This window comes from Pseudomonas sp. PS02303 (genome assembly GCF_029959925.1).
Taxonomy (GTDB): Bacteria; Pseudomonadota; Gammaproteobacteria; order Pseudomonadales; family Pseudomonadaceae; genus Aquipseudomonas; species Aquipseudomonas mandelii.
In genome coordinates, this window is sequence record NZ_JASCOM010000153.1 from 1 (window position 1) to 14,332 (window position 14,332).

The 14,332-nt window shown below is 60.7% G+C and carries 8 protein-coding genes; 4 read left to right on the plus strand and 4 right to left on the minus strand.

The window, feature by feature from the left end:
- Window positions 1-99: 99 nt before the first annotated feature.
- From ligA to QMX98_RS24510, 4 genes are all read right to left on the minus strand, one after another.
- The gene (ligA, locus tag QMX98_RS24495; protein ID WP_282411499.1) at window positions 100-2,457 is read right to left on the minus strand and encodes an NAD-dependent DNA ligase LigA; all 2,358 of its coding nucleotides are present in this window, start codon (window positions 2,455-2,457) and stop codon (window positions 100-102) included.
- A gap of 91 nt (window positions 2,458-2,548) precedes the next feature.
- A complete protein-coding gene (gene zipA / locus QMX98_RS24500) occupies window positions 2,549-3,403 on the minus strand; it encodes a cell division protein ZipA (protein ID WP_010456461.1) in 855 nt (284 codons plus the stop codon).
- Window positions 3,404-3,661: 258 nt separating this feature from the next.
- Entirely contained in the window at window positions 3,662-7,150 is a 3,489-nt protein-coding gene (gene smc, locus QMX98_RS24505) for a chromosome segregation protein SMC (RefSeq protein ID WP_282411500.1), read from the minus strand.
- Window positions 7,151-7,152: 2 nt separating this feature from the next.
- A complete protein-coding gene (locus QMX98_RS24510) occupies window positions 7,153-7,812 on the minus strand; it encodes a GntR family transcriptional regulator (RefSeq protein WP_010456464.1) in 660 nt (219 codons plus the stop codon).
- Window positions 7,813-8,078: 266 nt separating this feature from the next.
- Here QMX98_RS24510 and xdhA point away from each other — a divergent pair, with 266 nt between their 5' ends.
- From xdhA to guaD, 4 genes are all read left to right on the plus strand, one after another.
- Window positions 8,079-9,533, plus strand: coding sequence for a xanthine dehydrogenase small subunit (xdhA, locus tag QMX98_RS24515; RefSeq protein WP_282411501.1), 1,455 nt, complete (start codon window positions 8,079-8,081; stop codon window positions 9,531-9,533).
- Window positions 9,526-11,925 (plus strand): xanthine dehydrogenase molybdopterin binding subunit, encoded by a 2,400-nt coding sequence (gene xdhB / locus QMX98_RS24520; RefSeq protein WP_282411502.1) that lies wholly within the window; start codon window positions 9,526-9,528, stop codon window positions 11,923-11,925. The genes xdhA and xdhB overlap by 8 nt, the downstream gene beginning before the upstream one ends.
- A 116-nt stretch (window positions 11,926-12,041) precedes the next feature.
- Window positions 12,042-12,887, plus strand: a complete 846-nt coding sequence (gene xdhC / locus QMX98_RS24525) for a xanthine dehydrogenase accessory protein XdhC (RefSeq protein ID WP_010456471.1) — start codon at window positions 12,042-12,044, stop codon at window positions 12,885-12,887.
- Between the two features lie 8 nt (window positions 12,888-12,895).
- Window positions 12,896-14,200: a guanine deaminase gene (gene guaD, locus QMX98_RS24530; protein WP_172791395.1), complete on the plus strand. Its 1,305-nt coding sequence runs from the start codon at window positions 12,896-12,898 to the stop codon at window positions 14,198-14,200.
- The last annotated feature ends 132 nt before the right edge of the window (window positions 14,201-14,332 follow it).

Here is a 14,332-nt window from a genome sequence, read left to right on the forward strand (position 1 = left end):
GAGGGAGCTTGCTCCCGCTCGGCTGCGAAGCGCTGCCCGAAGTCTTGGCGACTGCTGCGCAGTCGAACGGGAGCAAGCTCCCTCGCCACAGGTTGGGTGTCAGACAGAGATGCCGTGTTTTTTCAGGAAATCGACAAACGCCTCTTCATCGAGCACTTTCAGTCCCAATTCATTGGCCTTGGCCAACTTCGAACCGGCACCCGGCCCGGCCACCACGCAATGGGTCTTGGCCGACACCGAACCGGCCACCTTGGCCCCGAGGCTTTCGAGTTTGTCTTTGGCAATATCACGGCTCATCAATTCCAGCGAACCGGTCAGCACCCAGGTCTGCCCAGCCAGCGGCAGGCCTTCGACGACTTTTTTCTCGCTCTGCCAATGCATGCCGAAATCACGCAACTGCTGTTCAGCCGCCTCAGCTATCTGACGGTTTTCAGCAACCGCGAAAAACGCTCGAACCGAATTCGCCTGCTTCTCCGGCAAGGCCTGGCGCATGTCCAGCCAATCGGCGTTCATGACCGATTCCAGCGAACCAAACTTGTCCGCCAGCTTCTGCGCCCCGCCCGGCCCGACCGACGGAATGTTCAGCTTGTCGAGGAAACCGCCCAGCGTCGTGCTGGCGGCAAATTCGGCCCCCAGCTCGCCCTGATCCTGAATCTGCAGGCCGTGCTCGAGCAACTTCGCAATAACCTGCTGGTTATGCGCATCTTCAAAGAAGCTGTGAATCTCGTGAGCCACTTCCAGGCCGACATCCGGCAAGTACGTGAGCACTTGCGGCAACGCCTGCTGAACCCGCTCCAGCGAGCCGAGAGAGCGCGCCAGGACCTTGGCCGTCTCTTCGCCGACGTCAGGGATCCCGAGGGCATAGATGAACCGTGCCAGGCTCGGTGTCTTGCTGTCCTTGATCGCGGCGAGCAGTTTATTGCTCGACAGCTCGGCAAAGCCTTCGAGATCGACAATGTCCTCGAACTTCAAGGCATACAGATCGGCGGGAGAACTCACCAGCCCCTCATCGACCAATTGCTCGACGCTCTTGTCGCCCAGGCCTTCAATGTCCATCGCACGACGGGAGACGAAGTGAATGATCGCCTGCTTGAGTTGCGCACCGCAGGCCAGACGACCGACACAGCGGTAAACCGCCCCTTCGCTGACGGTCTCGCGACCCTTGCTGCGCTTGACCAGTTGCGTGCGCTCGACATGCGAGCCGCACACCGGGCACTGCTGCGGAATCTGTACCGGACGCGCGTCGTCCGGGCGGCGATCCATGATCACTTGCACCACTTGCGGAATCACGTCGCCCGCGCGGCGGATGATCACGGTGTCGCCGATCATCAGGCCCAGGCGAGCCACTTCGTCCATGTTGTGCAACGTCGCATTGGCCACGGTGACACCGGCGACCTTGACCGGCCTCAAGCGCGCTACGGGCGTCACGGCACCGGTGCGGCCGACCTGGAATTCGACGTCGAGCAGTTCGGTGAGCTCTTCCATGGCCGGGAATTTGTGGGCAATTGCCCAACGCGGTTCGCGCGCGCGAAAACCGAGCTCACGCTGGGACGCGATGCTGTTGACCTTGAACACCACGCCATCGATTTCATAGGCCAGGCCGTTGCGGCGCTCACCGATGTCGCGGTAGTAATCCAGGCACTCATCAATGCCGTGCGCCAGTTTCAGCTCGCGACTGATCGGCAGGCCCCAGGTCTGCAGCTGCTTGAGATTACCGATGTGCGTATCGGCGATGTCCGCCGAAATCTGGCCGATACCGTAGCAGCAGAACTCCAGCGGACGGTTGGCGGTGATCTTCGAATCCAGCTGCCGCAAGCTGCCCGCCGCCGCGTTGCGCGGGTTGGCGAAGGTCTTGCCGCCGACCTCCAGCTGCGTGGCGTTCAGGCGCTCGAAACCGGCCTTGGACATGAACACTTCGCCGCGCACTTCCAGGGTCGCCGGCCAGCCGGTTCCCTGCAGCTTCAGCGGGATGTTGCGCACGGTGCGCACGTTGACGCTGATGTCTTCGCCGGTGGTGCCGTCGCCGCGCGTCGCACCGCGCACCAACATACCATCCTGATAAAGCAGGCTGACCGCCAGGCCATCGAGCTTGGGTTCGCAGCTGTATTCCACCGCCGCGCCGCCGCCAAACAGGTCGCCGGCCGGCAAGTCGAGACCTTCCGTAACCCGGCGATCGAACTCGCGCATGTCGCTTTCTTCGAAGGCGTTGCCGAGGCTGAGCATCGGCACTTCGTGGCGTACCTGGGTGAACGCCGACAGCGCCGCGCTGCCGACGCGCTGGGTCGGCGAGTCGCTGGTGACCAGCTCGGGATGGGCGGCTTCAAGGGCCTTGAGTTCATGGAACAAACGATCGTATTCGACGTCCGGAACGCTCGGCTCGTCCAGCACGTGGTAACGGTAGTTGTGCTGATCCAGCTCAGCGCGCAGCTCGAGAATGCGGGTTTTGGCGGCGGTCATGGGTGTTCTCTCATAAAGCAAAAGAGCAGCCGAGGCTGCTCAATCTATTTTGCTGATCGTCCCGCGCACGGCGCGGGGACAACCTTTTGAATCAACGCTTCTGAGTCAGGGCGCGACGTTCGAATTCGACGATGCGCTGACGGTAATGCTCGATCGTCTGGGCGGTCAGCACGCTGCGCTGGTCGTCTTTCAGTTCGCCGTTCAGCTCCTGGGACAATTTGCGCGCCGCGGCCACCATCACGTCGAAGGCTTGCTTCGGATGACGCGGGCCTGGCAGACCGAGGAAGAAGCTCACCGCCGGCGTGCTGAAGTGGTCGATGTCGTCCAGATCGAAGACGCCCGGCTTGACCGCATTGGCCATGGAGAACAACACCTCACCGTTGCCGGCCATGCTCTCGTGACGGTGGAAAATATCCATTTCGCCGAAACGCAGACCGCTCTCCAGAATGTTCTGCAACAACGCCGGGCCCTTGAAGCCGGCAGCGTCACGGCAGATCACGCTGATCACCAGCACTTCTTCGGCTTGCGGTTGTTCCTTGTCGCTGACCGACGGCGAGGACTTGGTGTCATCCGGGAAGTCGTCGTCACGGCTGCTGAAGCTCGGGCCGCCGTCCAGGTCCAGGCTGAGGTTCATGTCGCCCTGGGAAGGCTCGCCATGGCCACGCTTGCCGCGCTTGGAACCCGATTCACGCGGTTCACGGGCAGGCATGCTCACCGACGGCAGATCATGCTCGTCCAGTTGCGGTTCCTTATGCGTGTCCAGCACGCGGGGCGGGCCCAACAGCTCGGCGCTGGTGTCCTCGTCCGGCAGGTTGGACAAACTTCGGTCAAGACGGAATTTCAGTTTTCCCTTGCCGCCGCGCATGCGACGCCAGCCATCGAAAAGAATACCGGCAATGACAATAATGCCGATGACGATCAGCCACTCGCGCAGACCGATTTCCATGTAATCCCGTGCCTCTATAAAAAATGCTGAAAAATAAGGGGTTTACAACTCGTAAACCGCTTTAAAACGTGGCGCCAACTCTATGTTCTGACAGGCGTTTTGCCCACGTATACGAAAAATTGACATTAAACTAGCACGACCAAAGGCAACTTTACACCGTCTGTCACAATGGCTCGCGCGAATATGTCGATTGGCCAGCAAGTCAAGACAGGTAAAAAAGTCCTACAGACCAAAAATACTTGCCCTACAAGCGCCGGCTCAGGCCTCCACCATCGCCATCGCCTCCTCGACATCCACTGCCACCAGACGCGAACAACCCGGTTCGTGCATCGTTACCCCCATCAGTTGATCGGCCATTTCCATGGCGATCTTGTTGTGGGTGATGTAGATGAACTGAACCGTCTGCGACATCTCTTTGACCAACCGTGCGTAGCGTCCAACGTTCGCGTCGTCCAGCGGCGCGTCAACTTCATCGAGCATGCAGAACGGTGCCGGATTCAACTTGAAGATCGCAAAAACCAGGGCCAATGCGGTCAGGGCTTTTTCGCCACCGGAGAGCAAATGGATGGTGCTGTTCTTCTTTCCTGGCGGCTGCGCCATGATCGTTACCCCTGTATCGAGTAGATCTTCGCCCGTCAGTTCCAAATACGCGCGCCCTCCACCGAAAACTTTTGGGAAAAGGGCCTGTAATCCGCCATTGATCTGATCAAAGGTATCTTTGAAGCGGTTTCGGGTTTCCTTGTCGATCTTGCGAATCACGTTTTCCAGAGTGTCCAGCGCTTCCACCAGATCGTCGTTCTGCGCATCCAGATAACGTTTACGCTCGGATTGTTGCTGGTATTCGTCGATGGCCGCCAGGTTGATCGCACCGAGGCGCTGAATGCGCGCGGCAATGCGTTCGAGTTCTTCTTCAGCGTCTTTCTCGCTGGCCTCGGCGGTCAGCGTGGCGAGCACGCCATGCAGGTCGTAGCCATCCTCAAGCAACTGATCTTCGAGGGTCTTGCGTCGCACGGTCAGGGCCTGCCATTCCATGCGCTGGGTTTCCATCTGGCCACGGATCAACTGCGATTGCTGCTCGGCCTGGCTGCGTCGTTTTTCCGCATCACGCAATTCACGGTCAGCGTCTTCCAGAGCGATCTGAGCCGACTTCATTTCTTCGTCGACCGTCATGCGCTTATCGAGCAACTCTTCGAGTTTCAGGCGCAGCTCTTCCAGCGGTGCCTCGCCCTCCTCCAGATTGAGGCTCAGCTGTTCGCGTTTCTCGGTCAGGCGCTCGGACTGCATCTCCAGGCGTTCCAGCGCCTGACGCGTCGAGTCATGTTGCGCCTTGAGCGAGCCGAGGCGTACCGCCAACTGATGGGCGTGATCCTTGTGTTGCCGGGCTTCCTGACGCACGCGATCGAGTCGCTCGCGCAAGCTGTCGCGCTGGGCCAGCAGCAACTCGCGCTGCTCGGTGTCCAGCGCCATGGCGTCGAGGGCTTCCTGCAATTGCAGGCGCGCTTCGCCGATGTTTTCGTGCTCCAGTGCCCGTTGCTCAGCCAGCTCGGTGAGTTCTTCATCAAGGCGGGTTCGACGCAACGTCAGCTGCTCAACCTTGGCCTTGCCGGCCGACAACTGAGCTTTCAATTCGCCTTGCTGACGCGCTTCGTCTTGCAGCAAACGGCGCAAATGTTCGCGACCGTTTTCCTGCTGGCGCTGCTGCGCCCTGAGCGTCTGAAGTTGGGTTTCCAGGGTTTCGACCGTGGCCTCACGCTCTTCGCGCTCGATGCTCAGACGCTGGATTTCCTGCCCACGGGCGAGCACGCCGCTTTCCGCTTCGCTGGCCCGGCGAACACGTAGAAAGTGTCGGCCAACCCAATAGCCGTCGCGACTGATCAAGCTCTGGCCGACACTTAGCTGACTGCGCAGGGCCAACGCTTGCTCAAGATTCTCAACCGGTTTGACCTGCCCCAGCCAGGGCGACAGATCGATCTGCGCTTCAACCTTGTCAAGCAGGCTGCCCGGTACGCGCACGCCATCACTGGCCGGGCTGAGCAAACGCAAATCGCCTTGGGCAAAACCGGCCAGATCGAAATCGCCGAAGTCGTCCACCAGCACCGCCTGGAGGTCGGCACCGAGCACGGTTTCCACCGCCAGCTCCCAACCCGCCTCGACTTTCAGTCCTTCGGCCAGACGCGGGCGGTCCGCCAGGTGCTGTTCGCGCAGCCATTGCGCGGTGCCGGTGCCCGGATCGAGCGCGGCTTGCTGCAAGGCTTCAAGGGACGCAAGGCGACCGTTGAGGCGCTGCAAATCACCCTGAGCCTGCTGCTGATTTTGCAGCGCTAATTGCAGTTCCTGACGCAGTTGCTCAAGGCGTTCGACCTGGGACTCTTCGCTGGCCTGTAAATCTTCAAGCGTCGCTTCGCTCGCGGCCAGTTGCTCACTGAGCTCCATGATCGCCGCATCTTCCGGGTCCGCCGAGAGCAACGCGCGCTCTTCGCCAAGTCGCTTCTGGCGATCGGCCAGACGCTCCATGCTGGTTTCGAGTTGCTGAATGCGTGACTGCTGGACCTCGGACTGGCGACGCGGCTCGGCGGCCGTGAGGTTGAAGGTGTCCCACTGCTCCTGCCAGCCGTGCATGGTGGTTTCGGATTCTTCCAGCGCAGCGGCGGCCTCTTCGGCGGCGGCGCTGGTGACTTCCTGCTCCGGCGTGAGCATGTCCAGCTCTTCACCCAGGGTCAGCAGCAAGGTGCGGTCGTGGCCGAGGTGAGATTCGGTTTCCAGTCGCGCGCGCTCGGCTTCTTTAAGATCATCCTGCAACTGCCGCAAACGCTGCTGACCGTGCTGGATGCTCTGCTCGACCCGGGCGATGTCGCCGCCGACCGAATAGAAGCGTCCCTGCACCAGATTGAAGCGCTCGGACAGATCATGGTGCCCGTCACGCAAGCGCTCGATGGCCGCATCGGCGTTGCGCTGTTCAGCGACCAACGCTTCGAACGTGACTTCCTGATTGCCAATGACTGCTTCGCGCTGCCCGACCTGTTCGTTCAAAGCCTGCCAGCGCAGGGCCGACAGCTGGGCCTTGAGCTGACGCTCCTCGCCTTTGTATTCCTGATACTTCTTGGCGGCCTCGGCCTGGCGATGCAAACGCTCCAGCTGACGCTCGAGTTCTTCACGCAAATCGGTCAGGCGGGCCAGGTTTTCATGGGTGCGACGGATACGGTTTTCGGTCTCGCGCCGACGCTCCTTGTACTTGGAGATGCCCGCCGCTTCTTCGATGAAGTTGCGCAGGTCTTCGGGCTTGGACTCGATCAGCTTGGAGATCATCCCCTGCTCGATGATCGAATAGCTGCGCGGGCCCAGGCCTGTGCCCAGAAAGATGTCGGTGATATCGCGACGACGGCATTTGGTGCCGTTGAGGTAGTAGGTGGTCTGGCTGTCGCGGGTCACTTTGCGGCGAATGGAAATTTCCGCATAGGCGGCGTATTCGCCAAGCAGCGTGCCGTCGGAGTTATCGAACACCAGCTCGATACTCGCCTGACTCACGGGCTTACGGCTGGTCGAACCGTTGAAGATGACGTCGGTCATCGACTCGCCACGGAGGTTCTTCGCCGAACTTTCGCCCATCACCCAGCGAACGGCGTCGATGATGTTCGACTTGCCGCAGCCATTGGGCCCTACCACGGCCGCCATGTTGCTGGGGAAGTTCACGGTGGTCGGGTCGACGAAGGATTTGAACCCGGCCAGTTTTATGCACTTGAGCCGCACGCTTAAGCGTCCGTCAGGGCAGAAACCACCAGATCGCAACTGCGCTGGGCATAGGCCGTCAGCACTTCGCGGATCAGCGGAAAGTCACGGGCCAGCACGGCGGCCAGCAAACGTTCGAACAACTCCAGGAACTCGCTCATCGACGCCTTGCGCTGGTCCAGGGCGAGGAAATATGCACGGCTCATCGCCGGTTGCAGGTTCTCGACGGTTTCCTGCAAGTACGGATTGTTGGCAAACGGGTACGCGGCGCGCATCACATTGAAGCTGTCGTCGACGAAGGTGCGGATGTCCTGACGCTCATAGCTGGCGGCCAGGCGCTGCTGGATCTGCACGAACGGCGCCATGTCAGACTGGACCTGCCAGCCTTTGGCGACGGCGTTGCCGAGCAAGATGTACAGCTCGCTCATCAGCGTGCACAGGCTCTGCACCTTGTGTGCGGTGAGTTCGGTAACGTGGGCACCGCGGCGCGGCAGGATCGCGATCAGGTGGCGGCGCTCGAGGATCAGCAAGGCTTCGCGGACCGAACCGCGGCTGACATTGAGGGCCAGCGTGACCTTCTGTTCCTGGATGCGCTCCCCGGGCTTCATTTCGCCACGAATGATGCGTTCGGCGAGGTGGTGAGCAATTTGCTCGGCGAGGCTGTCCGGCGCCTTGAACGTCATGGTTGTCCTTCAAACTCTTCGATCTGCACAAGCGGCGCAGTGTAGCGCACATGAAGGGTCATGGCGGAGTGCCCACTCAGCGGTTTTTGGCACGAATCAAGCAAAAAGCAGGCTAACCCGCGAGGGTCAATAATGAAGGAACGAGTCGTTGATCGACAAAATGGCGTTTCCTGACCTTTAAGTCAGAAAATCATTGACCGCAAAGTCAGACCTGATAAATTCGGTCCAAGTCGGTTAACAACAATAATGAGTCTGCGAGGCCTTCCGTGATCCAGTTTTTACTTAACCAGGAACTCCGTAGCGAGCACGCCCTGGACCCAAACCTGACCGTGCTCAATTATCTGCGCGACCATGTGGGCAAACCCGGCACCAAAGAAGGCTGCGCCAGCGGTGACTGCGGCGCCTGTACCGTGGTGGTCGGCGAGCTGCAAACGGATGACGATGGCCGCGAATACATTCGCTATCGCAGCCTCAACTCGTGCCTGACGTTCGTGTCGTCATTGCACGGTAAACAACTGATCAGCGTCGAAGACCTCAAGCACCAGGGCGAGCTTCACAGCGTGCAGAAAGCCATGGTCGAGTGCCACGGCTCGCAATGCGGCTTCTGCACCCCGGGCTTCGTGATGTCGCTGTTCGCGCTGCAAAAGAACAGCGATCAACCCGACGCCCACAAGGCCCACGAAGCGCTGGCCGGCAACCTCTGCCGCTGCACCGGCTATCGGCCGATTCTGGCCGCCGCCGAACAATCCTGCTGCGGCAAGCAAGCGGATCAGTTCGATGCGCGCGAAGCCGATACCATCGCCCGCCTGAAAGCCATCGCCCCTACCGATATCGGCGAACTCAACAGTGGCGACAAGCGCTGCCTGGTGCCGCTGACCGTGGCCGATCTGGCCGACCTCTACGACGCTTATCCACAGGCCCGGCTGCTGGCCGGCGGTACGGATCTGGCATTGGAAGTCACCCAATTCCATCGCACGTTGCCAGTGATGATCTACGTCGGCAACGTCGCCGAAATGAAGCGCATCGAGCACTTCGATGATCGTCTGGAAATCGGCGCCGCCACCGCCCTCTCCGATTGCTACGAAGCCTTGAAAGCCGAATACCCGGACTTCGGCGAATTGCTGCAACGCTTCGCCTCCTTGCAGATCCGCAACCAGGGCACCCTCGGCGGCAACATCGGCAACGCCTCGCCGATTGGAGACTCGCCACCGCTGCTGATTGCCTTAGGCGCGCAGATCGTTTTGTGCAAAGGCGAAACCCGTCGCACCCTGGCGCTGGAAGATTACTTCATCGATTACCGCGTCACCGCGCGTCAGGAAAGCGAGTTCATCGAGAAGATCATCGTGCCGCGTGCCAGCGCCGAACAATTGTTCCGCGCCTACAAAGTGTCGAAACGTCTGGACGATGATATTTCCGCTGTTTGCGCCGCGTTCAACCTGCGTATCGACAACGGCGTGATCGCCGACGCCCGCGTGGCGTTCGGCGGCATGGCCGCGATTCCGAAACGTGCGAATAACTGCGAAACCGTGTTGCTCGGCGCGCCGTTCAATCACGCCACCGTCGAACGCGCCTGCGCCGCACTGGCCGAAGATTTCACGCCGCTCTCGGACTTCCGCGCCAGCAAGGAATATCGCCTGCTCAGCGCGCAGAACCTGCTGCGCAAATACTTCATCGAACTGCAAACACCGCACATCGAGACTCGGGTGACCGCTTATGTCTAACCATCACGCCGTAGAGAAGACCCAGGCCGAACTGGCTGAACTGTTCGCCAAGGACCTGACCACCGGTGTCGGCCGCAGCGTCAAGCACGACAGCGCCGCCAAACATGTGTCCGGGGAAGCGCAGTACATCGACGACCGTCTGGAATTTCCGAACCAGCTGCACGTTTACGCCCGCCTGTCGGACCGCGCCCACGCGAAAATCATCAGCATCGACACCAAGCCCTGCTACGTCTTTGAAGGCGTGCGCATCGCCATCACCCACAAAGATGTGCCAGGCCTGAAAGACATCGGCCCATTGCTGCCGGGTGATCCATTGCTGGCCATCGACGATGTGCAATTCGTCGGTCAACCCGTACTGGCCGTTGCCGCAAAAGACCTGGAAACCGCACGCAAAGCCGCCATGGCGGCGATCATCGAATACGAAGATCTCGAGCCGGTGCTGGACGTGGTCGAAGCCCTGCGCAAACGCCACTTTGTGCTCGACAGCCACACCCATCAGCGCGGCGATTCGGCCGGCGCATTGGCGACTGCCGAACACCGCATTCAAGGCACGCTGCACATAGGCGGCCAGGAACACTTCTACCTCGAAACCCAGATCTCGTCGGTGATGCCGACCGAAGACGGCGGGATGATCGTCTACTGCTCGACCCAGAACCCCACCGAAGTGCAGAAACTGGTGGCTGAAGTGCTGGATGTGTCGATGAACAAAATCGTCGTCGACATGCGCCGCATGGGCGGTGGTTTCGGCGGCAAGGAAACCCAGGCTGCGAGCCCGGCGTGCCTGTGCGCAGTCATCGCTCACCTCACCGGCCAGCCGACCAAGATGCGCCTGCCGCGGGTCGAAGACATGTTGATGACCGGCAAGCGTCACCCGTTCTACGTCGAGTACGACGTCGGCTTCGACAGCACCGGTCGCCTGCACGGCATCGCCCTGGAACTGGCCGGCAACTGCGGTTGCTCGCCGGACCTCTCGGCGTCGATTGTCGACCGCGCCATGTTCCATGCCGACAACTCGTACTACCTGGGCGATGCGACCATCAACGGTCACCGCTGCAAGACCAACACCGCGTCGAACACCGCATACCGTGGCTTCGGTGGCCCGCAAGGCATGGTCGCCATCGAAGAAGTGATGGACGCGATTGCCCGCCATCTGGGCCTCGATCCGCTGGCGGTGCGCAAGGCCAACTATTACGGCAAGACCGAGCGCAACGTCACCCATTACTACCAGACCGTCGAGCACAATATGCTCGAGGAAATGACCGCCGAACTGGAAGAAAGCAGCCAGTACGCCGAACGCCGCGAAGCGATTCGTCGCTACAACGCCAACAGCCCGATCCTGAAAAAAGGCCTGGCGCTGACCCCGGTGAAATTCGGTATTTCCTTCACCGCCAGCTTCCTCAACCAGGCCGGTGCGCTGATCCACGTCTACACCGATGGCAGCATCCACCTGAACCATGGCGGCACGGAAATGGGTCAGGGTTTGAACACCAAGGTGGCGCAAGTCGTAGCCGAAGTGTTCCAGGTGGAAATGGACCGCGTGCAGATCACCGCGACCAACACCGACAAGGTGCCGAACACCTCGCCGACCGCTGCCTCCAGCGGTGCCGACCTCAACGGTAAAGCCGCACAGAACGCCGCGGAAATCATCAAGAAACGCCTGATCGAATTTGCCGCCCGGCAGTACAAGGTCAGCGAAGAAGACGTGGAGTTCCACAACGGTCACGTGCGGGTTCGTGATCACATCCTGACCTTCGAAGCGCTGATCCAGCAGGCGTATTTCGCCCAGGTGTCGCTGTCGAGCACCGGCTTCTACAAGACCCCGAAAATCTTCTACGACCGCAGTCAGGCCCGTGGTCGGCCGTTCTATTACTACGCCTTCGGTGCAGCCTGTTGCGAGGTGATCATCGACACCCTGACCGGCGAGTACAAAATGCTGCGCACCGACATCCTCCACGACGTCGGCGACTCGCTGAACCCGGCCATCGACATCGGCCAGGTCGAGGGCGGTTTCATCCAGGGCATGGGCTGGCTGACCATGGAAGAACTGGTGTGGAACAACAAAGGCAAACTGATGACCAACGGCCCGGCCAGCTACAAGATCCCGGCCGTGGCCGACATGCCGCTGGACCTTCGGGTGAAGCTGGTGGAAAACCGCAAGAACCCGGAAGACACGGTGTTCCATTCCAAGGCTGTGGGTGAGCCGCCGTTCATGTTGGGTATCGCATCGTGGTGTGCGATCAAGGACGCCGTGGCCAGTCTGGGCGACTACAAGCATCAACCGAAAATCGACGCACCGGCGACTCCGGAGCGGGTGTTGTGGGGCTGTGAACAGATGCGGCAGTTGAAGGCGGCGAAGGCCGTTGAGGCTGAAGCCGAGTTGGCTTCGCTCTAGACCGAGGCGCGCCCTTCGCGAGCAGGCTCGCTCCCACAGTTGATCGCATTCCCCTGTAGGAGCGGGCTTGGCCCGCGAAGAGTCCCGAACAGACAACAAAGATGTCGAGGTGAAACATGTACAACTGGATCGACGCCCTCGCCGACCTGCAATCCCAGGGTGAACCCTGCGTGCTGGTGACCATCATCGAAGAGCTCGGCTCGACGCCGCGCAATGCCGGATCGAAAATGGTCATCAGCGCCACCCAGGCCTACGACACCATCGGTGGCGGGCACTTGGAATACAAGGCCATGCAGATCGGCCGCGAGATGCTGGCCAGCGGCAAGCAGGACACGCACCTGGAGCGCTTCAGCCTCGGCGCCAGCCTCGGCCAGTGCTGCGGCGGCGTGACCGTGCTGCTGTTCGAACCGATGGGCCAGGTCCAGGCGCAAATCGCTGTGTTCGGCGCCGGCCATGTCGGCCGGGCGCTGGTGCCGCTGCTCGCCAGCCTGCCCTGCCGGGTGCGCTGGATCGATTCGCGGGAAGCGGAATTCCCCGAGCAGATCCCCCACGGCGTGCGCAAAATCGTCGCCGAAGAACCGGTGGATGAAATCGACAATCTGCCCGCCGGCAGCTACTGCATCGTCATGACCCACAACCACCAGCTCGATCTCGAACTCACCGCCGCGATCCTCAAGCGCAACGACTTCGCCTACTTCGGCCTGATCGGTTCGAAGACAAAACGGGTGAAGTTCGAACACCGCCTGCGGGACCGTGGTTTCGACAGCGCCGTGCTGCAACGCATGCGCTGCCCGATGGGCATCGGCGAAGTCAAAGGCAAGTTGCCTGTGGAAATCGCCATCTCCATCGCCGGCGAAATCATCGCCACCTATAACGCCAGTTTCGGCCAGCAAACTGCCCGCGCCGGATCATCGATCGCCAAACTGCTGCCTGCATCACGCCGCAGCCAAGCCTCCCACTGAGAAAGCTCATGCCTCTGACTCGCAAAGCCTACCGCGCCGCCATCCTGCACAGCATCGCCGACCCCGCCGAAGTGGGCATCGAAGCCTCGTATGAGTATTTCGAAGACGGCCTGCTGGTGGTCGATAACGGCCAGATAAGTGCCCTTGGTCACGCCAGCGACTTGCTGCCGACCCTGCCCGCCGATATCGAGATCACTCATTACCAGGACGCGCTGATCACCCCGGGTTTCATCGACACTCACATTCATTTACCGCAAACCGGCATGGTCGGCGCTTACGGCGAGCAGCTGCTGGACTGGCTCAACACTTACACCTTCCCGTGTGAAAGCCAGTTCGCTGACAAGACTCACGCTGATGAAGTCGCGGACATTTTCATCAAGGAACTGCTGCGTAACGGCACCACCACGGCGCTGGTGTTCGGCAGCGTCCACCCGCAATCGGTGAACTCGTTTTTTGAAGCCGCCGAGCAGCTGGATCTGCGGATGATCGCCGGCAAGGTGATGATGGACCGCAACGCCCCGGACTACCTGACCGATACCGCCGAATCCAGCTACGTGGAAAGCAAGGCGCTGATTGAGCGCTGGCATGGTAAGGGCCGCCTGCATTACGCGGTGACCCCGCGCTTCGCCCCCACCAGCACCCCGGAACAACTGACCCTCGCCGGCCAGTTGCTCAGCGAGTACCCCGACCTGTACATGCAGACCCACATCAGCGAAAACCTCAAGGAAATCGAGTGGGTCAAGGAACTGTTCCCCGAGCGCAAGGGCTACCTCGACGTTTACGACCACTACCAATTGCTCGGCGAGCGCTCGGTATTCGCCCACGGCGTGCACCTGTGCGATGACGAGTGCGCGCGGCTGGCGCAGACGGGTTCGGCGATTGCTTTCTGCCCGACCTCGAACTTCTTCCTCGGCAGCGGCCTGTTCAATTTGCCGATGGCCGAGAAGCACAAACTCAATGTCGGCCTGGGCACCGACGTGGGCGGCGGTACCAGTTTCTCGCTGCTGCAAACGTTGAACGAAGCCTACAAGGTCATGCAGCTGCAAGGTGCGCGCCTGAGTCCGTTCAAATCGCTGTACCTGGCGACCCTGGGCGGTGCGCGTGCGCTGCGCCTGGAAGACAAGATCGGCACGCTGCATCCGGGCACCGACGCGGACTTCCTGGTGCTGGACTACAACGCCACGCCGCTGCTGAGCTATCGCTTGAAGCAAGCCAATAACATTGCCGAGACGTTGTTTGTATTGATGACGCTGGGGGATGACCGGACTGTGCTGCAGACCTATGCGGCGGGGAATCAGGTGCATCAGCGCTAAGCTATTCCGGGCATAAAAAATCCCCCGCAATCGATGGTTGCGGGGGATTTTTTTTGCTTTTGAAGCCGCCTTCGCGGGCAAGCCTCGCTCCTACAAGGGCTTCGCGTTAAACCTGTAGGAGCGAGGCTTGCC